This window comes from Brevibacillus sp. HB2.2 (genome assembly GCF_013284275.1).
GTDB classification, from domain to species: domain Bacteria; phylum Bacillota; class Bacilli; order Brevibacillales; family Brevibacillaceae; genus Brevibacillus; species Brevibacillus brevis_D.
Window position 1 is genome coordinate 139,005 of the sequence record NZ_JABSUV010000007.1, and the last position, 23,473, is coordinate 162,477.

Genomic DNA, 23,473 nt, shown 5'->3' on the forward strand with positions numbered 1-23,473 from the left:
AAGAGCTCACTTTTATTATTTGGATTGATAGATGAACGCTTTGATAATATGCCGTTGTGCCACGAAGAAAATCACGAGAATCGGTAGAATGAGGATCATGTTGCCTGCCATCATGACGTTCCACAAGGTTCCGCCGTCGGACATGTGCAAGCTGGATATTCCGATCGGCAAGGTGCGCACCTCGTCGCTGTTGGTCATAATCAGCGGCCAGAAATAGTCGTTCCAGTGATAAATAAAGCTAAATAGTCCAAAAGTGACCAGCACTGGCTTCGCCATCGGCACCATGATCGTCCACATGATCTTCCATTCAGACGCGTTATCCAGACGTGCTGCCTCGATCACTTCATCGGGTACCTGCATGAATGCTTGCCTGAGTAGGAAGATTCCGAAAGCACTGGCTGCGTACGGCAGGATGAGCGACCACAGCGTGTTGACGAGTCCCCAACCGCTCAATTGCACGTAGATCGGCAAAAAAATGACTTGTCCGGGAATCATCAAGACAATCAAGACCAGACCAAACAACAGATTGCGACCGGGAAACTTGTAGCGTGCAAAAGCGTAAGCCGCAGGTACCGCGGTTAAAAATTGCAGGATCAATATCCCTACCGCAACCAGAATGCTGTTCCACGTATACATAAGGAACGGACCAGATTCCCACGCTTGGGCGAAGTTGCTCCACTCCCACGTCTCAGGCAAAAGCGTCGGGGGAAATTGCAGGACCTCCGGCATCGTTTTGAAGGCCGTCGATGCCATCCACAGAAACGGGAACACAAACAGGAAAGCCACGAGCAAAAGTCCAATCCATTCTACGGTCTTGCGTGAAGCCAAAACCACTCGATACATGCTGTTCCTCCTTTCTCACGAGTTCATCAGCGATAATGCACGCGCTTGGACATCACCAGGAAATGTACAGCTGTTAAAATCCCTACCAGTATCAGCAAAATGACAGAGGCAGCCGAAGCAATCCCGCCATTGTAGAAGTCCATGCCCTGCTCGTAAATGTAGTAGACAAGCATGTTCGTACTATTGATTGGACCACCCTGCGTCATAATGGCAATCGTGTCAAACGCTTGGAAGGATGAGATCGTATTGATAATGAGCAAAAAGAAAATGGTTGGCGACAGCATCGGTATCGTAATCCGTCTCAGCGTCCGCCACCACGGCGATTGATCGAGCGCTGCTGCCTCGTATATATCGCCCGGAATGCTTTGCAATCCTGCGATGAAAATGAGCGTGTTATAACCGACACCTTTCCAAATGCTGACGATAATCAGTGACAGCAAGGAGCTTTTCGGATCAGTCAGCCACGTATACGCAGGCAATCCGACCGCTTCCAGTCCTGCGTTCAACAGGCCAAACTGCGGGTCCATCAGCCACATCCACAGCATCGAGACAGATACCAGCGAAATGATGTGAGGACTGAAAACAGTCGCCTGAATAATGCCGTACACTTTTGCCTTTTTGTTCAGCCATAGGGCGAGCAGGAAGGATAGCGTCAAGCCGATCCCCACTGTCGCAATGGTAAAGACCGCGGTATTTCCCAATACTTGATGAAAATCTCCGTCCACCATCAAGTCCTGATAGTTTTGCAAGCCTACCCATTCCATTTGCTCCAAATTGATCAATGACCAGTCCTGAAAGCTCAAATAAATGATCGAGCCAATCGGGTAAAAGAAGAACAGGGCAAAGCAAATCAATGCGGGTGCCAGATACAAGTACGGACGCAGCCGGGATGCGAGGTCAGACCATGCAAATGCCTGTGAACTCACTTCTTTTTGTGACTGGCTTACACCCGGCAACTCCTGTACAGTTGCCGCTTTTCGCATCAGTTATCCCCTCCTGCGCGTGTCGATACAGGCACTCGTCCACTCATGCGACCCACTCGTTTTCCGCTCCCTTTTTCGAACACATAGATGTACTCCCACGGTACAGTGACCGTGACCGAGGAGCCGACCTGCATCGCGACCTCCGAGTCCGCTTTGACGATGACCCTACCTTTTTCTGTCTCCACGTGAAGGAGCGTGTCTGAGCCGAGAATTTCCCTGGATACGACCTGACCTCGTGCGTTCCACATCTCTTCGCTCGTGATGGCAGAGATCGCAGCAGGCAACAACACTGCTTTTTCCGGGCGGAATCCCCATACGTGCTCACTCTTGCCCTCCGCAGAAACAATGTTCATCGGCGGAGAACCGATAAATTGGGCAACAAACAGATTTTCCGGCTCCTGATACAAATCCATCGGGGTAGCTACTTGCATAATGTGACCGTCATTCATGACGACGATCTGATCGCCCATGGTCATCGCCTCGACCTGATCATGCGTCACGTAGATGAAGGTGCTGCCGAGCTGCTTGTGCAGGCTCGTCAATTCCACACGCATCTGATTTCGCAGCTTCGCATCGAGATTGGAGAGCGGTTCGTCCATCAGGAAGACCTTTGGCTTTTTCACCATGGCCCGCGCGAGTGCAACACGTTGCCTTTGACCACCGGAGAGCTGAGAAGGCTTGCGCTTGAGATAATCGGTTAGCCCGACGATTTCCGCGATCTCCTCGACCAGCACCTGACATTCCTTTTTCGACGTTCCACGGTTTCTCAAGCCATAGGCGATATTGTCGTACACGTTCATTGTTGGGTAGAGAGCGTAATTTTGAAAAACCATTGCAATATCACGCTTGCCAGGTGGCAATTGGTTCACCGTTTGATCACCGATTATGATTTTGCCGTCCGTCACTGTTTCCAAGCCAGCAATCATCCTGAGTGTGGTTGATTTCCCACAGCCGGACGGACCCACCAGAACCGTAAAGGAGCCGTCTGGAATGACCAAATCTAATCCTTTGACCACACTTTGATTCTGAAAGGCTTTCGTTACCTTCTCCAACACCACACGTGCCATCTGCTTTTATTTCCCTCCTTGTGCCTTTGCGGCCAGCATCTCCGTAACAAATGTCTCGAAATCGGCGTAACGGTAATCCGGAGAGGCGTAGGGCCATTTCTCTTGTCCGTACCACTCCAGCACGACAGATTGCACACCCGCTCCTACCGCAGCCAGTACATCATAGCGACTGTCACCGATCATCATGGCTTGCTCGGGACGTTTGCCTATCGCTCCCAGCGCTTTTTGTACAGGCTCAGCCGACGGCTTGCCTCGTGATACATCATCGACCGTGACGATTGCCTCAAACAGATGCTCAATCCCCGCAATCTCCAGACCAGCCAATGTAAACTCCCGTTGCTTGTTCGTGACGATCGCCATCGTAAAGCCCGCCGCCTTTAGCTTTTCCAACCCTTCGCGGACAAACGGAAACAGTTTGACGTGTTCTTCATGATGCTCCCGTACATAGGCGAAGTATCTCTTCAGCACTTCCTTTTTGTCAGGAACGCCTGCTGCTGTAGCAACTGCCGCCAAAAAATCATCAAATGATTCTCCAAAACGAGCGAGAAGCTCATCCCTGCTAAAATGTCCCGGTGCGTACTGCTCAGCAGTAAAAGCAACGGCATCCACGACCGCATCCCGACTGTCCAGCAAGGTCCCGTCCAAATCAAATAACAACGCTTGAATCAAGGTTCTTACACTCCTTCCACAGCAGGGGACTTCCGACTGAAACAGCTGTCGCTCCATGCTTTAATACTTCCTCCATCTGTTCCCGCTTGCGAATGAGCCCGCCAGAAATGATCGGGGTATCGATCACACTTCGAAATTCTTCGATAAACTCCGGCAGCAAACCGGGCATCAGCTCAACAGCGTCAGGCTGTGTATCTTGCAGGGAGGTTAGGCCTGATTTAATCGAGTCGCTATCGACCAAAAACAAGCGCTGAATCGTCAGCAGGCCTTGCTTTTTCGCCAGCTTGACCAGTGTGTTGCGCGTAGTGACGATCCCGTCTGGCTTGACGTAATGCCCCAGAAATGCAATGCCTTCCCGGTCATGACTGATTCCGCCAATCCGCTCCAAATGAAGAAATACAGGGATATTTTTCGCCTTAAAATAATCCACGTAGCCTTTAATCACACCAATGTTGCCAATCGAGAGTACCGCAGCACTCAAATTTGCCTCTGCCGCTTTTTCCAGGTGCTTCGCTTCTTTTACAGAAGCGATTAGCTTGTACTGTGCCAGTCTTGCACGAAACTGTTCCCGGTTCACTCGTTACGCCTCCTTATGCCCAAGACAAAAAACCCTGCGACATGACAATGCCAAAGAACTCTCGATGAAAGTGCTTGGAAAGGCTGTCGGGGGTTTCTCCATGGCTCCAACCGAAGGGATGTGTTCACTTGTTACTTTGAATGGTACTGTACGAGCGTTAAGGAAGCTTAAAGGGAATGTTAATTATCAGAAAAGATGTGGTTTACAATTGTTGATCGGACTTTAGTGGAGGAGAGGAAGCTGCCTTTAAACCTGGTATTCTGCAATTGATAATTCTCTTTTATTGTTCAGAGATAATAAATTTATAGACCGGAACCCCTTACAGTACAAGAAGTCCCGGTCTTCTAAATCACCATGTCATTGAAAATTAGTTTTAGTCTATAGTCTCAGACAGTTCTTGTCCTCTAATATCAGATTGGCTCCGCATGGATAAAGATACCACTGCTGGCAGGAGCGCAATCGCTACACCGATTGCGCCAATCCAACCGACGGCTTGAAGCGATATGTTTTCTACAACCATGCCCCCAATTACAGCTCCAACGGCCATGCCCAATTGTACGATGGAAGTGTTCAAGCTCAGAATGATTCCGGAGGCTTTGGGTGCCATGCCAATCAGATATACTTGTTGGACCGGACCAGTCGACCAAGCAAAAAAAGACCACAACATCAGTAAAGGCAGCACGAATACGGAAGAATGGGAGAACACTGTTACTAGTAGCAAGATCCCAGAGTGGAGAAGCAAGCCACCAATCATAGTACGGGGAATCCCCCATTTATCTGCGCCATAGCCGCCAACCTGAGAACCAAGAAGACTGGCTATGCCGAATACAAATAGCCCGATACTGACCATCCGGTCGCTCATCCCAGTAATGGTTAGGAGGAACGGAGAAATATAAGTATAAATGATCGTATAACCTAGAATCCAGAAAAAGCTAATGGACAAGGCAATAGAGATTCGAGGCGTTTTAAGCAGGGAAAGCTGCTCCCGTATGGGAACTGGAATCTCACCCTTAGACTTGGGAATGGTCAGCAGAAGGACAAACATAGCGATCAGGCTGAGCACTCCGATACCCGTAAAGATGATCTTCCAATCATAGGAACCAGCAATAACTCTCCCCAGAGGAACACCTAGAATAAGCGCGAGATTAAAGCCTAAGAGAACCGTTGCAATCGCACCGCCTTGCTTGCCCGGCTGAGCAATCTTAGAGGCAACGGTTAGGGCGACCACCATAAATACACCGGTTCCAATCGCCAAAATAATTCTAGCTCCGAACAACATGGCGAAGCCAGTCGTTGTAATCGTGACTAGATTTCCTAAAAGAAATAGCACCAAAGCAGCCAACATGAGCTTTCTTCGGTCCATTTTTGCGGTGATTGCAATCAAAATTGGAGTACCGATCGCGTATGCAAGCGAGTAGACAGTGATGAGCTGCCCGGCTGCTGCTAGCGTCACGCCGACATCACTTGCGACCCTATCTAATATTCCAGCGATAACAAATTCAGATGTCCCTACCAAAAAACTGACGATGGCCAGTATGTAAATTTTCCATGAGTTTAGCATGTCGATCCCTCTCATCCTATTTTCGCAATTCTAGAAACGTGCGAAAATCCCCAGATAAAAACCCTCTTATTGTTTGGCAAGCTCCTTACGAACAATAGGTGCAACCTTAGTACCGAGAAGCTCGATCGTCCGTAGCAATTCGCGATGCGGCAGTGAGCTGAAATCGACGTACATAAGGAAACGGGTCAAGCTTAAATTCTGCTGTGCAAGCAGAATCTTCTCCGCCACATATTCTGGATCTCCAACATATAAGGCACCACGAAGGTCGCAAGCTTCTTCGAACGAGTTACGAGTGTAATGTGGCCACCCTCGTTCCCGTCCAATCTGGTTCATCTGCTCGGCCATAACGGGAAAGTATCGTTCCGCCGCAGCTTCAAACGAATCCGCAATGAAACCATGGGAATGCGTTGCAATCTGCAAATTGCCGGAATCGTGCCCTGCCTTCTCGGCGGCTTCCTTATATAGTTTCACCAAAGAGGCAAACCGTTCCGGCATCCCACCGATAATCGAGAAGATAACAGGAAGTCCCAGCGTGCCGGCTCGAACTGCTGATTCCGGGCTGCCGCCTGTGCCAATCCATACGGGCAGCTGGACCTGCTGTGCACGGGGGTATACGCCCATATTGTTAATTGCCGGGCGATGCCCTCCACCCCAGGTCACCTTCTCCGTAGTCCGTATTTTTAATAAAAGCTCAAGCTTCTCTTCGAACAACTCCTCGTAATCGTTTAGGTTATATCCGAACAGCGGAAACGACTCAACGAAAGAACCTCGTCCGGCCATGATCTCGGCCCGCCCTTTTGATAGGCAGTCCAGCGTTGCGAAGTCCTGATATACACGGACCGGATCATCCGAAGAGAGCACCGTTACGGCGCTAGATAGCCGAATTCGCTTGGTTGTGCATGCTGCAGCTGCAAGAATGATAGCAGGAGACGAGCTTGTATAGTCGCTCCGATGATGCTCACCAATAGCATACACGTCAAGCCCAACTTGATCAGCCAATTGAATCTCCTCGATCGCTTGACGCAGCCTCTCTGCCGGCGACACTCCTCCATGATCAGGCCTTGTGTGGAGAAAAGTGGTAATTCCCAACTCCATGCTCTTTGACTTTTCTTCCAACATAGTTTCCTCCCCCAAGTAATTCATCACTTCTAGAAATATAGAAATGTGTTTTAAAAAAATTTACGCCAGCAAATAAGGCGCAAATTTCTCTGCAACTTCTTGATTAACACTATAGTGAATAAACGATCCATTCTTACGCGAATTGATTAAGCCAGAGTCGGTTAATTGCTTCAGATGATGCGACAACGTTGAGCCAGCCACTGTTTCGAGTCTTTCACCAATAGCAGTAAAGCATTGATTACTCTCCTTTGCTAGCATCAAAGCGATTTTTAAACGCGTGGGTTCACCTAAAGCTTTGTATACTTTAACCGCCTGCCCCATTTCTTCTTCGTTTTCAGCCATGATGATCTCCTTCCAAAGAGTTACTCTACATTTCTATAAGTGTCGAAATGATATTAGCACTACATTGTTGAAATGTAAAGTGCTCATTATTGCTTACCTACCTAGGAAAGCCTAGAGAGTAGCACCCGTCCAACTATACAGTCGTGTGCTTGTGCATTCATGGCTCGACTTATGATAGAGTGGTTTTGAAGAAAAAAGGAGGATGACATGTAATGCAAAATCAAATGGGTTCTGAGGCTTTGCCGCCAAAAACCTGTACAATCGATCGTTTAATTACCGTGAAGCCGGATATCGAGAAAGTATTATCGGGACAAAAAACCGCGACCCGGCGCAATGGACGCTACGCAGATGTTGGTGAAATCATGACCCTCGAAGGCCACGAATTTGTAATCGACAAGGTTTATTCACAGTCGCTCGGGGAATTAACCGATGAAAATGCCAAGCAAGAGGGATATTCGAATGTAGAGGAATATAAGCAATCCATTCTATCCTCTCATCCTGGGATGCCTTGGCTGCCGCAAATGCGAGTGTGGGTCCATGAATTTAGCCCGGGCAAGAAAAAATAACGGTGGGCATTTTAATATATAAGGCCATTCTTTATCTACATATTCTCAGTGCCATCATGTCCATTGGGCCGTTTTTCGTTCTGCTACCCATGATGAAAAGATTGCGAGAGGCTGACCTCACCAAACAACAAGCCTATCTGGATACTTTCAGGTCTACCACACGCTTGGCGAAGCATGCCGGTCATGTTTTGGTCGTATCCGGGGTATTGCTAGTCATGGGTGGGAATTGGTCATGGAAGACGTCCTGGATCGTGATGACCGTATTGATCCTGGTAAGCTCCTTGTATTTCCTGGCACGCGCATTTTCGCCGAAGATACGGAAGTTTAATGAAACTGACCAGGACAAGGATAAATTGGTGCAGTCGCTTACTCGTTCGATCTGGATCTATTTGTTTCTTTTGCTGGCCATGTTATGGTTCATGGTGGTGAAGCCTGAGGTATGGTAGAAATGATAAAAATAAAACACCCAGAACTACAATTAGTTCCGGGTGTTCCTTTACATGAATTTACGAAACCGCAATAACCGCATCCAGTGCGATCAACGCTTCTGCTTCAATGGCTTTTGCCATCACATCGGTGTGCGGGTTATACGATTCGAGCAAGTCTGCATCGGCATACCCGTCGATCGCCAAAATCGAGCCTGCCTTCATTCCGCGAAGCGCCGCAATCACGAACAGGGCGGTATTTTCCATTTCGACGGCCAAAACGCCAGCTTTTTGGTATAGCTTGTGCGGAAATTCCAACACCCCACTGTAAAAGACATCGAGTGTCAGTGTGATTCCTTCGAATACCTTCAAGTCTGATGCATTTGCTCCCGCTGCTTGTACGAGCGCGTCCACGACATGGCGATTTGCAACAGCCGGGAAGCCCGCCGGAACCAACTGACTGGTCAAGCCGTCTTGGCGAACTGCCGCGGAGCTGATGACGAGGCTACCTGTCTCGATTTCCTTTTGGTATGACCCGGCAGTTCCTACACGAATGATGACTTGAACGCCGCCCTTCGCCAGCTCCTCGAAGCATACGGCTGCTCCCGGTGCGCCTACCCCATGGCTCACTACTGCTACCTCTACGCCTTTCCACGTACCCGCATAGCTGTGATACTCGCGGTTTTCCCCGATTTGACGCTGGTTGTCGAGTTTCGATGCAATCAAGGCTGCACGTTTTGGATCACCGCACACGATGACGCGCTTGGGCAGTTGTTCTGGATCTACCTTTAGATTCGTCAACATCTCAATCGAACTCCTTTTTCTCCCACTCATCCTCTGGGATCGGCAACGCTTCACCGGAGAACCGCTCTTCGCGGAACGGGTCTGCGATCAAGTGAAAACCATTTTGCTCCCAGAAGCCGGGCTTGTTTTCCGTCATAAATTCAATTCCTCTAATCCACTTCACGCTTTTCCAGAAATACAGATGTGGAACAACCAGGCGAAGCGGCCAGCCGTGCTTGTCCGTCAGTTGTTCTCCGCCAAAGGAGTGAGCCAGCAGCACATCATCACGCTCCAGATCAACGAGCGGCACATTGGCGGTATAGTCGTGATCACCGTGCAGCATGACGAAGTTCGCCTGCGGAGTCACACCAATCGCCTGTAGAAAATCACGAAAACGCACGCCTGTAAACGCATTGTCAAAACGGGACCAGCGCGTCACGCAGTGAATGTCGCTTGTCACTGTCACCTGCGGCATCGCCATGATCTCGTCGTAGGAGAGCGTCACTTCCCGGTCTACCTCCCCGAAAACACGCAGCGTCCATTCGTTCATGTCATACACCGGCACGTCTCCCTCATGCAAAATGGGAAAACGCTCTGTCAGGATTTGTCCCGGCGGAAGTCGTCTGGCGAGTCCCGGTTCCACTGGGGCGGGTACTTTCATTTTTTTGATCCGATCTGCCTTGTTCATATCGCATTTCCCCCTGTCTCCGCTGTCTATATGGTCTATGTTTAACGGGTGCTCTGCTGATTGTCGCTGCCGATCTGACTCTTGTTCTTCAAAAAGAACATCGCTGCAATCGTCAGCACGTATGGCAGCATAGCCGTAAATTGCGTCGGAAGCGAAAAGCCCTGCAATCGAATACTAAGGGCATCCATCAACCCGAACAAAAGGCTCGAAGCCAAAATACCAAGTGGATGCGACTGCCCCATCATCATTGCTACCAATGCGATAAAGCCCCGACCAGCCGTCATCCCTTCTGTAAACATCGTGACTTGCCCCAGTGAAAGCTGCGCCCCTGCAATCCCGCACAAAGCGCCACTCATCACAATCGCCAGCACCTGAAGCCCCGTCACTTTCAGACCGAGACTACGTGCCGCAACGGGGTTCAAACCAACTGCGAGGACGCGGAAGCCCGTAACCGTCCGATAAAAGAACACATACAGCAGAATGGCAGCCAAAAACGCAAAATACACGAGTGGCGAATGGCCGGAGACAATGCCTCCGATGACTGGAATATCGTGAATGAAAGGAATCTCAACGGTTGGCAAGCCAGCCATATCCTTATCGTAAAACGCCCCTTTGACACCGAAGATCGCCCGCAGTGCAAATGTCGTCAACCCCAGCGCGAGAAAGTTAATTGCCACGCCGACGACGATTTCATTCGCCCTAAGCTTGATCGTCATGTACGCGAATAAGAGCGAAAAGACGATGCTGACCAGCGCTGCAATCAAAACGGCCAGAAAGAGATTCCCGGTAAAATGATTGCCGACAATCGCGGAAAAGGCACCGACCAGTACCAATCCCTCCAGGCCCACATTAAAAATTCCAACACGTGCGCAGAGCGCTCCACCCAAAGCTGCCAACAAGATCGGCGTGACCATCCGAATGGTAGAACTGAGGAGGGACCAATCAAAGAGCTCCATGCGATTCCCCTCCTTTTGCCTTACGCTTTTTCCACCAGTCGTAACTAAACTTGGCGGAGATGAACAATATCAATACGGCTTGTATAACACTTGCCAGCTCCAGCGGTACATCCGTATTGCGCTCTACACCCATGGCTCCTGTTTGAAAAGCAGCAAGCAGGATCGAAGTCACAATGATGCCAAGCGGGTGCGAGTTCGCAAGCAAGGCTGCCATCAGCCCCGTCCAGGCGAAGCCCGGTACAGTCAGCGCCCCGTCCACAAAGCGATAGTGCGCCCCCATTACCTCGACGGTTCCCGCCAAGCCAGCCAAGCCACCACTGGCAAACATCCCGGTCAGCATCACCCGAATCCGATTAATTCCTCCGTATTGAGCAAACAGCGAGTTTTGACCCAGCATCTTCACTTCATAGCCAAAAGGCGTAAAACGAAGGACCCAGAACAACAAGAGCGCTGCAACAATCGCAAACAAAAACCCTGCATGCACGCTCATTCCCGCAAACAGCTTCGGAAGCCAAGCGCTTTTCTCCAGCATGACGGTCTGTGCCAGTGCCGCAGAGCCTGAGCGATCCCGGAATGGCTCTGTCACGAGATAGCTCGCAAACAATACCGCAATATAGTTGAAGAGCAACGTAGAGATGAGCAATGGAATGCGAAAGCGTGCTTCCATAAAACCCGGCAACAACGCCCAGAACCCGCCGACCGCCATTCCCGCGAAAATACCCGCCACAATTTTGATCATTCCCGGCGCTGGCAAATAGATCGCGACTAACGCAGCACTGACGGCACCAAGCACCATTTGCCCTTCCGCTCCCAGGTTGAATACCCCTGCCCGAAATGCGAGGGAAAGACCCAAGGCAATCAGCATGATAGGTGTGGCTCTCGCTAAGGTAGACGTTAAGAAATAAAAACTGCCAAAGGCCCCTTTCCACATTTCCTGGTAGGTTCCCAAGATCGATTCGCCAACGGCAGCAATAACCAGTGCCCCGGTCAACAAACCGATGACGACAGCCAAGAACGGCTGAACCAATGACTTAGATAGCTCTTTGATTGCTGCCATGAATGCTTCCTCCCGCCATGATCACGCTGATTTTTTCTTCGGTTGCCTCCAGGCGTGACAGCTCTCCAGCGATTCGCCCTTTATACATGACCAAAATTCTGTCAGACAAGGCGAGAATTTCGGACAACTCGGAGGAGACGAGCAGGATCCCGTCTCCCTGATTGCGCTTTTCGATCAGTGCCTGATGGATGTACTCCATGGCACCGATATCCACCCCTCGCGTAGGCTCAGCTGCAATCAAAAACGGGGTTTCATGTCCCAGCTCCCTTGCTACGATCAGCTTTTGCAAATTTCCACCTGACAGATTCCCTGCCAGCTCCTGCAATTGTCGGGAGCCTGTTTTGATGGCAAACTGATCAACCCAGCCTTTTATGACTTGGCGGAATTTCTCCCGCAAAACGACGCCACGGCGGTTGTAAGCAGGCTTTCGTTGATAGCCCATCAGCGCATTTTCATCGACGCTTGAGAGTTTGGCCGTTCCCCACAGGTAGCGATCCTCCGGAATATGCGCCAAGCCGGCATCTCGAATGGTGGCTACTGATTTGTTCGTCACATCCTTGCCACCTAACCGCACCGTCCCCTCCTGTGCCGCTCGCAAACCGCTGATCGCTTGTAGCAGCTCGGATTGTCCATTCCCGGAAACACCTGCGATTCCTACGATTTCCCCGTGGTGTACGGTAAAGCTGACTTGATCGAGAAGGGTCTGCTTTTCTCGAACGGCAAGATTCTCCACCTGCAACAAGGGGCCTTTATCCAGAGGAACTCGTTCAGCTAGCTCCTGCAATTCTCGTCCGACCATCAATCTTGCCAAATCATCCGCATTTGTCTCATTCCGCGAAACCGTTCCCGTCACTTTGCCCCCGCGCAGTACCGTAATACGATCGGCTACCTCCATGACTTCCTGCAACTTGTGTGTAATCAAAATGACGCTCTTGCCGCTCTTTGCCAAGTTTCGAATCGTTTGCAGCAGGTCGCGTACCTCCAGCGGGGTAAGGACAGCAGTCGGCTCATCCAGCACGATAATATCCGCTCCCTGATACAGGACCTTCAGAATTTCGACCCGTTGCTGTTCCCCGATCGAGCAATTCGCTACCATAGCCTGCGGATGAATCGGAATGCGATACTGCTCACTCAGCGCCCACACCTTGTCCTCTGCGTCCTTTCTGTTGAAAAAGCCTGCTTGCTTCGGCTCATATCCGATCACGATATTTTCAGTCACACTGAATTCTCCGAAGAGCATAAAGTGCTGGTGAACCATCCCGATTCCATTTCGAATCGCGTCCTCTGGTCCGCGAAAAACAACTGGCTTGCCGTTTAACACGATCTCTCCCGACGTCGGCTGCTCCATCCCGTACAGCATCCGCATCAGTGTCGTTTTGCCCGCTCCATTTTCCCCGACAATCGCATGGACCTCTCCTGCTGCCAGTGAGAACGACACCTTGTCGTTGGCGGTAAAATCTCCGTACTTCTTGGTCATGGCCCTCATTTCCAAGCGATCGGTCATTCCCACTCCCTCATTTCTGTAAGTCCTTTTATGAAAATGGAAGACCGACTACACAGCCGTAGTCGGTCACATCCATCACTGTGCACAAGCTATAAATAAACGTTCAGTACCGACAACCTTTTTAAAACTGGTCTGGTACTTTGCGGCTACCCGCTACAATCTCATCGCTGATCGCTTTCACTTTATCCACCACTTCTTGTCCAATAAAAGCGTTCAGCGGCGTCTTGCTTTCGTGTGTGACATAGGTTACACCAACACCTTTTTCCTTCAAGCCGTATGCCACAACACCTGGTTTGAACGTTCCTTCTACAAAGGTCTTCACGGTTTCATAAGCTGCCGCGTCAGTCCCTTTCAATTGGGACAGAACAATATGCTCTGGATCAATCGTCGTACGGTCAACGTCCTGACCTGCTGTGAAGAAGCCTTTTTCCTTCGCTGCTTCGAAAACGCCAAGGTCGCCTACTGCTGCTGCACCGTTAATGAAATCAGCGCCTTTGGAAGCTTGGAGCAAAGCCAATTCCTTCGCTTTTGCCGGGTCAGTGAAGCTTCCTACATAGTTGACCATCAGCTCTGCTTTTGGGTTTGTCGCTTTCAAGCCCTCTCCGAAGCCAACCGTCCATTTTTTCAACTGCGGAATATCAAGTGCGACAACCATCCCCACTTTGTTCGTTTTCGTTGCCAAGCCTGCTGCTGCTCCCACCAGGTAAGCCGCTTCCTGCTCGCGGAAGGTAACACTGCGAACGTTTGGCAAATCCACTACGGTATCAATAATCGCAAAATTACGGTCAGGATTTTCGGTAGCCACTTTTTTCAATGCATCCTCTGATGTAAAGGAAGAAGTGATGATCAAATCATAATTTTCTGCAACAGCCACACGCAGATTTTCTTCAATCGCTCCATGGTCTGTAGATTCGATCGTTTTTACTTCTGCGCCCAGCTCTTGTGCGGCTTTCTTTGCACCCTCGTCCATTTGTTGGAAGAATGGATTCACACCGATTTTCTCAGGCAAAATCAAAGCAATTCGCTTTTTGGCCGCCCCCTCTTGTCCTGCTGCTTGTCCTCCTGGCTGATCTGCCGGTGCGCTTGTGCCAGTCGAGCACCCTGTTGCCAATACTGCGAATGTCGTTAATGCCAGCAATAACTTCTTCATGATGTATCTCTCCCTATCCGAACTTTACGTTTTTCTTTATCCTATTAGGTAATGTACGGCTTTTTACCTATTTTTTCAATACTATTTACGAATATTCTCTTATAAAATTAATTTATCGTTCGTTTATTCCCCCTCTTCTTTTACAAATACAACAAAAAAACTCTCCCCGGAGGAAGAGTTTGCGTACGAAGCCGTTCTCTTCCTCATCTGTCAAAACCATGGTACAGGTTTTGCAGGAATTGGCACCTTTCTGTTCATGCATAGACATGATCAGTGGTTGCCGGGCATCATCGGGCCAGTCCCTCCGCCGCTCTTGATAAGGTAGGTGAATATATTTAGTTACAATGGAATTCATTCTAGCAGAACGGTTCGAAAATGCAATTCTTTTTTCTCAATTCCAAACACTTCTACAAGTAAATAAAAGTTTCAAAAGTCGTCTTTTCAGCACCGAGAAATTGGCGAGAAGCGCAACCTCTAATTTACGTGAAAGGTTTGCTGGAGGCGATGCGACAACGTATTCAGCTCGCCCAGCTCTTCCGTAATCTCACGCACTTTTTGATGCTGGTTTTCTGCTGTCGCAAACAACTCTTCTAAGTTGGCTACCGATTCCTCGGTTACCGCTGTAATGGTCGACATCTCGATGGCAACCTCGCCGGAACGCACTTTTACCCGGTCCATGCTGGAGCTTACTTGATCAGCTGCTTCTAGGAAGGCCATCATTCCGGCACGCACTGCTTCAATGGAGGCCACTGTTTTTACGGCCAGCTCTTGGCCTTTTGCAACAGACACTTCCCCACTGCTCATATGCTGCACCGCATTCTCACTTTCCTGGTGGAGTGACTTGAGAATGTCGGTAATTTCCTGTGTGGCTGTCGCGCTTTGTTCTGCCAGCTTGCGTACCTCATCCGCTACCACAGCAAATCCTCGTCCATGCTCACCTGCACGCGCCGATTCAATCGCCGCATTCAGTGCCAACAGATTCGTTTGTGTCGCGATCTGATTAATAGCGCCGACAATTTCCTCTACGCGATTCGCCTGTCGATTGAGCTGGTGAATCGTAGAGGCTGCTACATTAACTGCTTGCACAATTTGCTCCATCTGCGAGGACAGCTCGTTCATCATCTGAACGCTTTCTGTCAGACGACGGTTGTTTTGTTGCGATTCTGTTTTCATTGCGTTGGTCTGCGATGTGACTGCCTCGATTTCCTGATCGATGGATTGAACCTCTTCCTCGATCTTCACCGTAGAATTCGCCTGCGATTCCATGCCGACGGCGACTTCCTTGAAGGCTACCATCATTTCATCTGTATTGCGCTTCGTACCTTCCGCATGCTCATGCACATGATCGCTTGTACGATCTAGCTGCTCCGTCATTTCCTGGATGTTCAAAAGCATTTCTCCCAGACGACGCTCCTTCTCTTCCGCTTCCTGCCTTGCGTCGTGCGCTTTTTGCAGGGAGGCTTGTCCGGCGAGACACAGATACGTTACGGCTCCCATCATCATGAGAATCGTGACAATACGCATAAGCAAATTGATCTCCGAAAAATCACCATCGAAGATCTGGTAGGTTCCTGTGTAGAACCCGATAACCGTAACAATGATTTGGGTAATTCCCGCTGTTACGACCAGCTTCCAATCCAAATAGGCTGCCAAAAAGCCCATGACGATAAAAGCGAGGAAGGTGATCTCCTGGTAATCGGTAAAGTGATCGAATGAAATCGCATAGAACATGAGTCCAATTGCTACCAGATAACGAATCACAAGACTATCTTTGCGAATGAAATAATACGGCGAAACAATTAAAGTGACCAGCAATCCCAAGGACGTCACTTTCCAGAAGTTCACATCCACTTGGTAGGCAATGAGTCCCGCCATCCACAAATGATTCCATAGGATAAAAATCATAAAGCCTTCTTTGTCAGTCAAGGTATTGCGAATCAATTGAATCATAATTGCCCCCCTTTTCCTTATTACTTATGTATCGGATTCTTTCCCCATTATATAGCCAAACCTTTGCCAAATTTGTGAAAAAAGTAAGAACAGCCAAAAACAATTTCGAATAGGCTATTACACAACTCTCGCGTACAGGAGGTAAACAGAAAAAGGTGGAACTTAATCAATTGCCAGCTACCGTGCTGACACGGACGATTAGCCGTCCGAACACCACGATTTACTATCCGCAATTGGCGGGATTAGCCAACCAGCAAGCGGAAAAAGATATCAACCGGGCGATTTATCAAACGGTTCAAGGCTTAATTCACGAGCAACAACGGGTCCAGGTACCGGGAAATACAGAAATGCAAGGAAGCTACGAAATCAAGACAAACGAACGCGGTATTTTCAGTGTTGTGTTGAGCAACTACGCCTATACACCGCAAATGGCTCACGGCATGACCTTCCTCGGTTCGATCACCGCTGATATCCAAACAGGCAAGCTCTATACGCTGCGGGAATTATTCAAGCCAGGAAGCGATTACGTCAAGGTGATTTCCGAAAACATCAAGCGTCAAATCAAAGAAAGAAACATCCCCACACTTAATGGCTTTACTTCGATTAAGCCCGATCAAGATTATTACGTCGCCGACAAAGCACTGGTCATCTACTTCCAGTTGTACGAAATTACGCCCTACTACGTCGGTTTCCCCATGTTCCCCATTTCGGTCTATGAACTAGAGCCAATCATCAATGAAAAAGGTCCACTGAGCATCTTGTCCGCAGATTAAATGCACTGTACCGCCGTTTTTACCACCCAGGCGCAGTATCTTTTCTCCTGACAGTCGCCTGGGTATATTTGTGGCAAAAGAGAAAGCACCACATGGGTGCTTTTTCTACTTTTTCTACTAATTAATTGTAAGCTTGTACGGATTATTTTTATCAAAATCAGATGCGCTGTGTCCATAAACCTTGATATATACCTGATCACCAAGACCTATCTGGAGACCCAGAACATCGGATCCACCTGGTCCAAAATCATTGGGATTATATGTCTCATGTACTTTTCCGTTTCTAGAAATATAGATCAAATCAAAATCATAGTTTTGGTTTTGTGGAGATTCCAATAGTACACTGATCCCCTGCCCAGATCGATTATCATATTCGTACCAATCTACATCATTACTATCAGAAATAGTATGCGACATTGGTTTGTAAATTTTGATAGGAACTGCCTTATCCTGCGTATCTCCATATCCGTCACTAGCAAAAGCCGATTGTGTCCCCATTGCCAACGCAGCCAATACCATACAAGAAGACAAAATTCTTTTAAAGGAATGTTTCATTTCGAACTCTCCTCATCATCTATTTATTTACATTTTTAGTATATTTAACAATGGTTATTTTTTCAATAAGTGAACTTTTTTTAGAAAACAATTATCTTTCGTGCCCCTTGCTAGGGGCATTTTGTTTGCAGAAAATCCATAATTTCGCCATCGAATAAACGTTTACTTATATGTCCGGAACTGCTAGTATGTTATTGTACATATTTACTTAAGCAATAAGTGTACGATATATCGGACCAGCTTTCCTGGAGGTATATACTCATGCAATATTATGGTCATCGAATTAGCCAAACAGCAAGAATATTCAGCAAATCACTAAATGGGACTATGGCTCCCATGGGATTATACAGCTCGCAATGGGGTATTATTCTTTGCTTGCATTATCGTGAATCGCTTACTCAGGTTCAATTGAGCAACTACCTGAATGTTGAAGCCCCGACGATTACCCGGACACTCACCCGTTTGGAAGAGATGGGCTGGATCATTCGCTCAGAGGGTGATGACAAGCGTGAGCGCTATGTGTCCTTGTCTCCGCAAGCAATCGAACGGTTCCCGGAATGGCTGGAGGCTGCAAAAGTGCAAGAAGAGCTGGCACTCCGCGGCGTTGACGAAGCAGAGCTCGCTATCTTTAACCGCGTTTTGAAGAAAATGAACGATAATTTACAGCCGTTGTAACAAATAAAAAATGACTTCGCCCAAAAGCAGTTTGGTGAAGTCATTTTTTGTTAGCCATTTTTCCGTGTGCTATGGATGAGGGTGTTAAGCTCTTGTTCCAATTGAATCAGTTCAAGCTGTATCTGTTGCTTTTGCAATTGTTTTTTCTGTTGCAGTACTTGTTTTTTCAAATCATTTGATTCTTTGTCATTTGCTTGGTTGTCTGTAGAAGCAGGCTGCTCCGGTTCCACCTGTCCAGTCGAACCTATGGCAGCTAAGAAAGTGCCAATCACTGCGATCCACCCCCCTACCGCTACCAACTCATTCGCCAGATTTTTTTCGATCATCCTTTTTCCCTCCGTTTTTGGGTTGATTCTCCTGTAAATTCTTTTTTATATCTTGAACACTATCTCGCAATTGAGCAATTTGCTGTTCAATTCGTTTGAACTGCATATCGTCATCATTGTCATTGCCATTTTTGTTTTTCCCATTGATTTGCTTGTTTAACTGGATGAAGGGTTGTATCAACTTGTCGTTGTTACAGGCAGGCTTTTGACTTAATTTGGTTGTTTTATCAATGGCGAGGATGACAAAGCCAAGCGAAATAATCCAAAGTGCTATTACAGCGGTATCGTCATCATCACAAAAAAACATAGATACCTCCATGCCAATAAAGGTCGTGGTTTGATTATTGGCCCTTCTATACAATACGCTTCTGCCTAATTCCTCGTGACATCGGGACCACCACTTTCCTGATGTCATGAAAAAAGGCTCCCACCAAGCACAAGCGTGCCCAGCAAGAAGCCTATTGGTTATAATCGTATTCGTTATTGCATGCGTTTCGTAATATTGCGAGCCATCCAAACCCCAGCAGCTCCAGCCTGTGCCAGACCACGCGTAATTCCGGCACCATCCCCGCCACAGAACAATCCCTTGATTTCTGTTTCGAATTCCTCAGTCAGTTTCGGACGAGCCGAGTAAAATTTCGCTTCCACTCCATAGAACAGCGTGTGCTCAGAAGCGATTCCCGGTGTTACCTTGTCCAGTGCTTCCACCATCTCGATCAAGCTTTTCATCGTGTTGTAAGGCAACACGAGTCCCAAGTCACCCGGTACTGCTTCCTTCAGAGTAGGCTCCAGGAAGCCTTCCTTAATACGCGACTCTGTGGAACGTCGACCGCGCAAAATATCGCCGTACTTTTGCACGATGACTCCACCGTTTGACAGATCATTTGCCCGCTTGCAAATTTCTCTCGCGTACTCATTCGGCTTGTCAAACGGCTCTGTAAACGTATGAGATACCAAGAGCGCAAAGTTCGTATTCATCGAGCCCAGCGCTGGGTCTTTGTAAGAGTGCCCGTTTGCCGCCATAACGCCACTGTGGTTTTCCACGACCACGTGACCGGATGGATTGCTGCAGAACGTCCGTACACGCGTTCCGACAGATGTATTGAAAATGAATTTTCCTTCGTACAAGTGCTCATTAATTTCGCGCATGACGACATCGGATGTCTCCACACGTACGCCTACGTCGACTTGATTGTTGTACATTTTCAGGCGGCGCTTTTTCAAGATATCCGTCAACCATGCGGAGCCATCGCGTCCTGGTCCGATTACCACGTAATCAGCTTCATACTCTTGTCCGTTTTTCAAAATTACACCCTTTACCTGATGTCCGTCTGCTTCTTTCACCGTGATGATGTCCGCGACCTCTGTCTTGAACATCATGTCGATATGCTTCTTCAAATGCTCGAAGATCGACTGGAGAATCTCCAGGTTTTGCTCCGTTCCCAAGTGACGCACCTGTGCTCGCAACAGCTTGAGGCCTGCTGCATAGCCGCGCTGCTCGATGCTCTTGATCGTCTCTGTGGTCGGGTCCGTAATCGATTGGGTAGCCCCATGCTCCAGATTGATTTCATCTACGTATTTGATCAGCCCAAGTACAGTGGAAGGGCTGAGATAGTCTGTCATCCAACCGCCAAATTCGGTGGTGATGTTAAATTTGCCATCGCTATAGGCGCCTGCTCCACCAAAACCACTGGTAATCGAACAGGCCGGCAAACAGCCTGCGAAATCTTTTTTTCCTGCTGGCGGCGGGCAGAGCTTGATCTTTTCTTCCAAGATCGGACAGCGTCTGCTATAGATGTCATGCCCTTTATCAATCAACAGCACCTTGGCATTCGGTGCTTTTCGCATGATCTCGTAGCACGTAAAAATCCCTGCTGGCCCTGCTCCTACAACGATCACATCATACTTATTCATGTCGTTCCCTCCCCGAAAAAATGAAAAAATTCCCGGCCGACGAATAGGGTATACCAAAACTGCCCTATTCGTAGCCGGGAATTTACGGTTCCCTGTAGAGACCCTCAAACCATATTTCTGAGGATATACGAATACAAATTACTATTTCATTCGTCAAGCCTGTGTTGTTCTGCACAACAATATGTATAGTAGCTTATAAGGTGAATCAAGTCAACCGAAAACAGCCCATTTATTCGTCTTTTAAAGTTAATTTTATCGTAAACATGCCTTTACAATCCATAGATACAACAAAACACGAACATTAAAAACGAACATTCGTCATTTCTGTTCATGCCCCTCATTTGTCAGGAAGGAATCAAATATAAACGAATAGAATGGATAGAATTTTAAGAAATATTTACGATTTATTATTTCATTCAAATCGCGTGCAAAAAAGGATGAGGCCTGTATATGCGGGATTATCGCCATTATCAGTCTGCCTTTGCTGGTGTTCCCAAGCCGTTCGCTTTCGTCGATCTAGATCTGCTGGAGGAAAATGCGGAGCAAATCAGTTTGCAAAGCAATGGAAAACCCGTTCGAATCGCGAGCAAGTCGATCCGAAGCGTTGCCATTCTCAAACGTGTATTGCAGGTGAACGATTGCTTTCGTGGTCTCATGTGCTATTCCGCTCCTGAGGTGCTTCACCTGTGCGAGGCAGGCTTCGATGACCTGCTGCTTGGCTATCCGCTCTGGGAAAAAAGCTGGCTTTTGTCAATCGCCTCCAAGATTAAGAACGGACGCTCCATTACTTTAATGATCGACTCTCTCCCTCATGTCGAACAGCTCGAACTAATCGCCCGGGAAACCGGAACCAGACTGCCTGTCTGTCTCGATATCGACATGTCGTCTGATGTGTTGGGGCTGCATTTCGGCGTCTGGCGCTCGCCACTTCGCTCTCTCGAGGCGTCCCTCTCCCTAGTTAAGCGCGTTGCTTCCTCCGATCATCTCTACCTAGATGGTGTCATGGGGTACGAAGCTCAAATTGCTGGCGTAGGTGATCGATACCCTCGTCAATTCCTAAAAAACAGCATCATCCGTCTCCTCAAGCAATATTCCGTGAAAGAAGTGGCTGCTCGACGTGCCACACTGGTGCATGCCATTCGCGAGCTAGACATTCCTCTCCGCTTCGTAAACGGTGGAGGAACGGGCAGCTTGCACTTGACCGGGAAGGAAGAAGCCGTTACAGAGGTTACAGCAGGCTCCGGATTTTTTTCGCCTGGGCTTTTTGACTACTTTCAGGACTTTCGGTTTCATCCTGCCGCAGGATTTGCTTTGGAAATTATCCGTAAGCCCGCAGCGCACATCTACACTTGTGCTGGCGGGGGCTACATCGCATCTGGTTCTGCTGGGCGTGACAGACTCCCCAAACCTTACTTGCCAGTGGGAGCAAAGCTGTTCCCCAACGAAGGAGCAGGTGAAGTACAGACACCCATCCACTATCAAGGCATGGAAACGTTGGAGCTCGGAGACCCGATCTTTTTTCGCCATGCCAAAGCAGGAGAGCTCTGCGAACGTTTTACCCGACTGTATTGCATCTCTGGCGGGAAAATCATCGAGGAAGTGACCACCTATCGGGGGGATGGATTATGCTCACTGTAAAGAAGCACGCGAATCACTGGACCAATTGGACAGGAAATGTACAAAGCCAGCCGAAACAAATCGCGATGCCAGAGTCCGTAGATGAGGTCGTGCAGCTTGTCCTTGCTTGCAAGAAGGCAGGTACACGGATTCGAGTCGTCGGCTCCGGTCATTCCTTCACTCGTCTCGTCCAGACAGAAGACTGCTTGTTATCCTTGGATCATCTCCAAGGAATCGTCAGTGTAGATCCTGCCTCTGATACCGTTGAAGTCTGGGCAGGCACCAAGCTCAAGACACTCGGACAACTCCTGCATCAAGCGGGCTACTCTCAAGAAAACCTCGGAGACATTAACGCCCAGTCCATTGCAGGGGCTGTCAGCACCGGAACACATGGCACTGGCATTCATTTTGGCAGCATCTCCACGCAAGTCGTCGGACTGACAGTCGTGACCGCATCCGGGGAGGTTTTGGAGATATCCGAGCAGACCCAGCCGGACCTGTTCAAAGCCATGCAAGTCTCGCTTGGTCTCTTGGGCATCATCGTACGTGTCAAGCTGCGTGTCCTCCCAGCCTATCGCCTGCTCTACCAAAGCCGTCGCATGCAGGTAGAGGAGTGCTTGTCTTCTCTAGAGACGTTTAAAACCGAGCATCGCCATTTTGAATTTTTTATCTTCCCGTATTCGGACACCGTTCAGGTGAAATTCATGAACGAGACCAACGATCCCCCCAGCGGCAATCAACGATGGAGCTATTTGAAAAAAATGGTGGTGGAGAACGGGCTGTTTTGGCTCTTGTCGGAGAGCTGCCGACTGCGCCCTTCTCTTAGCAAAAGCGTCAGCAGGCTGTCCGCTCAAAGCGTTCCCTCTGTCCATGAGAGCGGCTACAGCCATCAGCTTTTCGCCACCCCTCGGCTTGTTCGTTTTTATGAAATGGAATACTGCTTCCCTGCCGAGCATATGGGCGAAGCCATACGGGAGCTGCGTAAGACGATTGAGCAGGAACGCTTTGCCGTTCATTTTCCGCTCGAATGCCGATACGTCAAAAAGGACGACATCTGGCTCAGTCCCGCCTATGAACGGGATAGTGCCTTCATTGCCGTCCACATGTACAAGGGAATGCCGTACGAAGCGTACTTTGCCCAGATGGAGGAGATTTTTGCCCGATATGGTGGACGTCCACACTGGGGGAAAATGCACAGTATGACCACCGAGAGGCTTCATCAGGTCTATCCGCGATTGCCCGATTTCCTCGCCATTCGCTCTGAGCTCGACCCTGACGGCTTGTTCGTGAATTCGTATTTAGCCGAGTTGTTCGGGATCTCCTGAAGACCATCCTTACGCCACAAAAATGCCCCCGACCAGATCATTCATGGC

25 protein-coding genes and 2 riboswitches are annotated in these 23,473 nt (G+C 48.8%); of the genes, 6 read left to right on the plus strand and 19 right to left on the minus strand.

Annotation, left to right across the window (positions count from 1 at the left end; all coding sequences use genetic code 11):
- Positions 1 to 15 precede the first annotated feature (15 nt).
- The 8 genes from HP401_RS07135 to HP401_RS07170 form a co-directional block, all read right to left on the minus strand.
- Complete coding sequence (locus tag HP401_RS07135; protein WP_064200328.1) at positions 16 to 843, minus strand: carbohydrate ABC transporter permease; 828 nt, start codon at positions 841 to 843, stop codon at positions 16 to 18.
- A gap of 26 nt (positions 844 to 869) precedes the next feature.
- Positions 870 to 1,826, minus strand: a complete 957-nt coding sequence (locus HP401_RS07140; RefSeq protein WP_173604563.1) for a carbohydrate ABC transporter permease — start codon at positions 1,824 to 1,826, stop codon at positions 870 to 872.
- Positions 1,826 to 2,893: an ABC transporter ATP-binding protein gene (locus HP401_RS07145; protein WP_173604564.1), complete on the minus strand. Its 1,068-nt coding sequence runs from the start codon at positions 2,891 to 2,893 to the stop codon at positions 1,826 to 1,828. Before HP401_RS07145 ends, HP401_RS07140 begins: the two co-directional genes overlap by 1 nt.
- A 6-nt stretch (positions 2,894 to 2,899) precedes the next feature.
- Positions 2,900 to 3,562: an HAD family hydrolase gene (locus HP401_RS07150; RefSeq protein ID WP_173604565.1), complete on the minus strand. Its 663-nt coding sequence runs from the start codon at positions 3,560 to 3,562 to the stop codon at positions 2,900 to 2,902.
- Positions 3,540 to 4,139, minus strand: a complete 600-nt coding sequence (locus tag HP401_RS07155) for a glycerol-3-phosphate responsive antiterminator (RefSeq protein ID WP_015893728.1) — start codon at positions 4,137 to 4,139, stop codon at positions 3,540 to 3,542. The genes HP401_RS07150 and HP401_RS07155 overlap by 23 nt, the downstream gene beginning before the upstream one ends.
- 373 nt (positions 4,140 to 4,512) lie before the next feature.
- A complete protein-coding gene (locus HP401_RS07160; protein WP_173604566.1) occupies positions 4,513 to 5,700 on the minus strand; it encodes an MFS transporter in 1,188 nt (395 codons plus the stop codon).
- 66 nt (positions 5,701 to 5,766) lie between these two features.
- On the minus strand, positions 5,767 to 6,795 hold the full coding sequence (locus HP401_RS07165) for an LLM class flavin-dependent oxidoreductase (RefSeq protein WP_173604583.1): 1,029 nt from the start codon (positions 6,793 to 6,795) through the stop codon (positions 5,767 to 5,769).
- Positions 6,796 to 6,879: 84 nt separating this feature from the next.
- Entirely contained in the window at positions 6,880 to 7,161 is a 282-nt protein-coding gene (locus HP401_RS07170) for an ArsR/SmtB family transcription factor (protein ID WP_015893731.1), read from the minus strand.
- A gap of 212 nt (positions 7,162 to 7,373) precedes the next feature.
- On the opposite strand from HP401_RS07170, the gene HP401_RS07175 reads away from it, so the two are divergent.
- The gene (locus tag HP401_RS07175) at positions 7,374 to 7,727 is read left to right on the plus strand and encodes an ASCH domain-containing protein (protein ID WP_142497517.1); all 354 of its coding nucleotides are present in this window, start codon (positions 7,374 to 7,376) and stop codon (positions 7,725 to 7,727) included.
- 2 nt (positions 7,728 to 7,729) lie between these two features.
- The gene (locus tag HP401_RS07180) at positions 7,730 to 8,173 is read left to right on the plus strand and encodes a DUF2269 family protein (RefSeq protein WP_173604567.1); all 444 of its coding nucleotides are present in this window, start codon (positions 7,730 to 7,732) and stop codon (positions 8,171 to 8,173) included.
- Positions 8,174 to 8,233: 60 nt separating this feature from the next.
- Here HP401_RS07180 and HP401_RS07185 read toward each other — a convergent pair whose 3' ends face one another.
- The 7 genes from HP401_RS07185 to HP401_RS07215 form a co-directional block, all read right to left on the minus strand.
- Positions 8,234 to 8,956, minus strand: coding sequence for a nucleoside phosphorylase (locus HP401_RS07185; protein WP_173604568.1), 723 nt, complete (start codon positions 8,954 to 8,956; stop codon positions 8,234 to 8,236).
- 1 nt (position 8,957) lies between these two features.
- The gene (locus HP401_RS07190) at positions 8,958 to 9,623 is read right to left on the minus strand and encodes a sulfite oxidase-like oxidoreductase (protein WP_173604569.1); all 666 of its coding nucleotides are present in this window, start codon (positions 9,621 to 9,623) and stop codon (positions 8,958 to 8,960) included.
- Positions 9,624 to 9,664: 41 nt separating this feature from the next.
- Complete coding sequence (locus tag HP401_RS07195) at positions 9,665 to 10,579, minus strand: ABC transporter permease (RefSeq protein WP_087341937.1); 915 nt, start codon at positions 10,577 to 10,579, stop codon at positions 9,665 to 9,667.
- The gene (locus tag HP401_RS07200) at positions 10,566 to 11,636 is read right to left on the minus strand and encodes an ABC transporter permease (protein WP_015893737.1); all 1,071 of its coding nucleotides are present in this window, start codon (positions 11,634 to 11,636) and stop codon (positions 10,566 to 10,568) included. The genes HP401_RS07195 and HP401_RS07200 overlap by 14 nt, the downstream gene beginning before the upstream one ends.
- On the minus strand, positions 11,611 to 13,140 hold the full coding sequence (locus HP401_RS07205; RefSeq protein ID WP_173604570.1) for an ABC transporter ATP-binding protein: 1,530 nt from the start codon (positions 13,138 to 13,140) through the stop codon (positions 11,611 to 11,613). The genes HP401_RS07200 and HP401_RS07205 overlap by 26 nt, the downstream gene beginning before the upstream one ends.
- 121 nt (positions 13,141 to 13,261) lie before the next feature.
- Positions 13,262 to 14,290, minus strand: coding sequence for a BMP family lipoprotein (locus HP401_RS07210; RefSeq protein WP_087341943.1), 1,029 nt, complete (start codon positions 14,288 to 14,290; stop codon positions 13,262 to 13,264).
- A 200-nt stretch (positions 14,291 to 14,490) separates the two neighbouring features.
- Positions 14,491 to 14,613, minus strand: a riboswitch (SAM riboswitch).
- Positions 14,614 to 14,764: 151 nt separating this feature from the next.
- Positions 14,765 to 16,240, minus strand: a complete 1,476-nt coding sequence (locus HP401_RS07215; protein WP_173604571.1) for a methyl-accepting chemotaxis protein — start codon at positions 16,238 to 16,240, stop codon at positions 14,765 to 14,767.
- 155 nt (positions 16,241 to 16,395) lie between these two features.
- On the opposite strand from HP401_RS07215, the gene HP401_RS07220 reads away from it, so the two are divergent.
- The gene (locus tag HP401_RS07220; RefSeq protein ID WP_173604572.1) at positions 16,396 to 17,013 is read left to right on the plus strand and encodes a DUF3298 and DUF4163 domain-containing protein; all 618 of its coding nucleotides are present in this window, start codon (positions 16,396 to 16,398) and stop codon (positions 17,011 to 17,013) included.
- Positions 17,014 to 17,130: 117 nt separating this feature from the next.
- Here the strand turns inward: HP401_RS07220 and HP401_RS07225 are convergent, their stop codons facing one another.
- The gene (locus tag HP401_RS07225; protein ID WP_173604573.1) at positions 17,131 to 17,568 is read right to left on the minus strand and encodes a hypothetical protein; all 438 of its coding nucleotides are present in this window, start codon (positions 17,566 to 17,568) and stop codon (positions 17,131 to 17,133) included.
- A gap of 261 nt (positions 17,569 to 17,829) precedes the next feature.
- On the opposite strand from HP401_RS07225, the gene HP401_RS07230 reads away from it, so the two are divergent.
- The gene (locus HP401_RS07230) at positions 17,830 to 18,243 is read left to right on the plus strand and encodes a MarR family winged helix-turn-helix transcriptional regulator (protein WP_015893743.1); all 414 of its coding nucleotides are present in this window, start codon (positions 17,830 to 17,832) and stop codon (positions 18,241 to 18,243) included.
- A gap of 50 nt (positions 18,244 to 18,293) precedes the next feature.
- Here HP401_RS07230 and HP401_RS07235 read toward each other — a convergent pair whose 3' ends face one another.
- The 3 genes from HP401_RS07235 to HP401_RS07245 form a co-directional block, all read right to left on the minus strand.
- Positions 18,294 to 18,569, minus strand: coding sequence for a hypothetical protein (locus HP401_RS07235; RefSeq protein ID WP_087341948.1), 276 nt, complete (start codon positions 18,567 to 18,569; stop codon positions 18,294 to 18,296).
- Positions 18,544 to 18,984: a hypothetical protein gene (locus HP401_RS07240; protein ID WP_254457019.1), complete on the minus strand. Its 441-nt coding sequence runs from the start codon at positions 18,982 to 18,984 to the stop codon at positions 18,544 to 18,546. The genes HP401_RS07235 and HP401_RS07240 overlap by 26 nt, the downstream gene beginning before the upstream one ends.
- A gap of 65 nt (positions 18,985 to 19,049) precedes the next feature.
- Positions 19,050 to 20,483, minus strand: coding sequence for an NAD(P)/FAD-dependent oxidoreductase (locus tag HP401_RS07245; protein ID WP_142497507.1), 1,434 nt, complete (start codon positions 20,481 to 20,483; stop codon positions 19,050 to 19,052).
- A gap of 51 nt (positions 20,484 to 20,534) precedes the next feature.
- A riboswitch (purine riboswitch) is annotated at positions 20,535 to 20,634 on the minus strand.
- Positions 20,635 to 20,933: 299 nt separating this feature from the next.
- Here HP401_RS07245 and HP401_RS07250 point away from each other — a divergent pair.
- Positions 20,934 to 22,121, plus strand: coding sequence for an amino acid deaminase/aldolase (locus HP401_RS07250; RefSeq protein WP_173604574.1), 1,188 nt, complete (start codon positions 20,934 to 20,936; stop codon positions 22,119 to 22,121).
- Positions 22,109 to 23,425 carry a D-arabinono-1,4-lactone oxidase gene (locus HP401_RS07255; RefSeq protein WP_173604575.1) on the plus strand — a complete coding sequence of 439 codons (1,317 nt, stop codon included), beginning with the start codon at positions 22,109 to 22,111 and terminating at the stop codon, positions 23,423 to 23,425. Before HP401_RS07250 ends, HP401_RS07255 begins: the two co-directional genes overlap by 13 nt.
- The last annotated feature ends 48 nt before the right edge of the window (positions 23,426 to 23,473 follow it).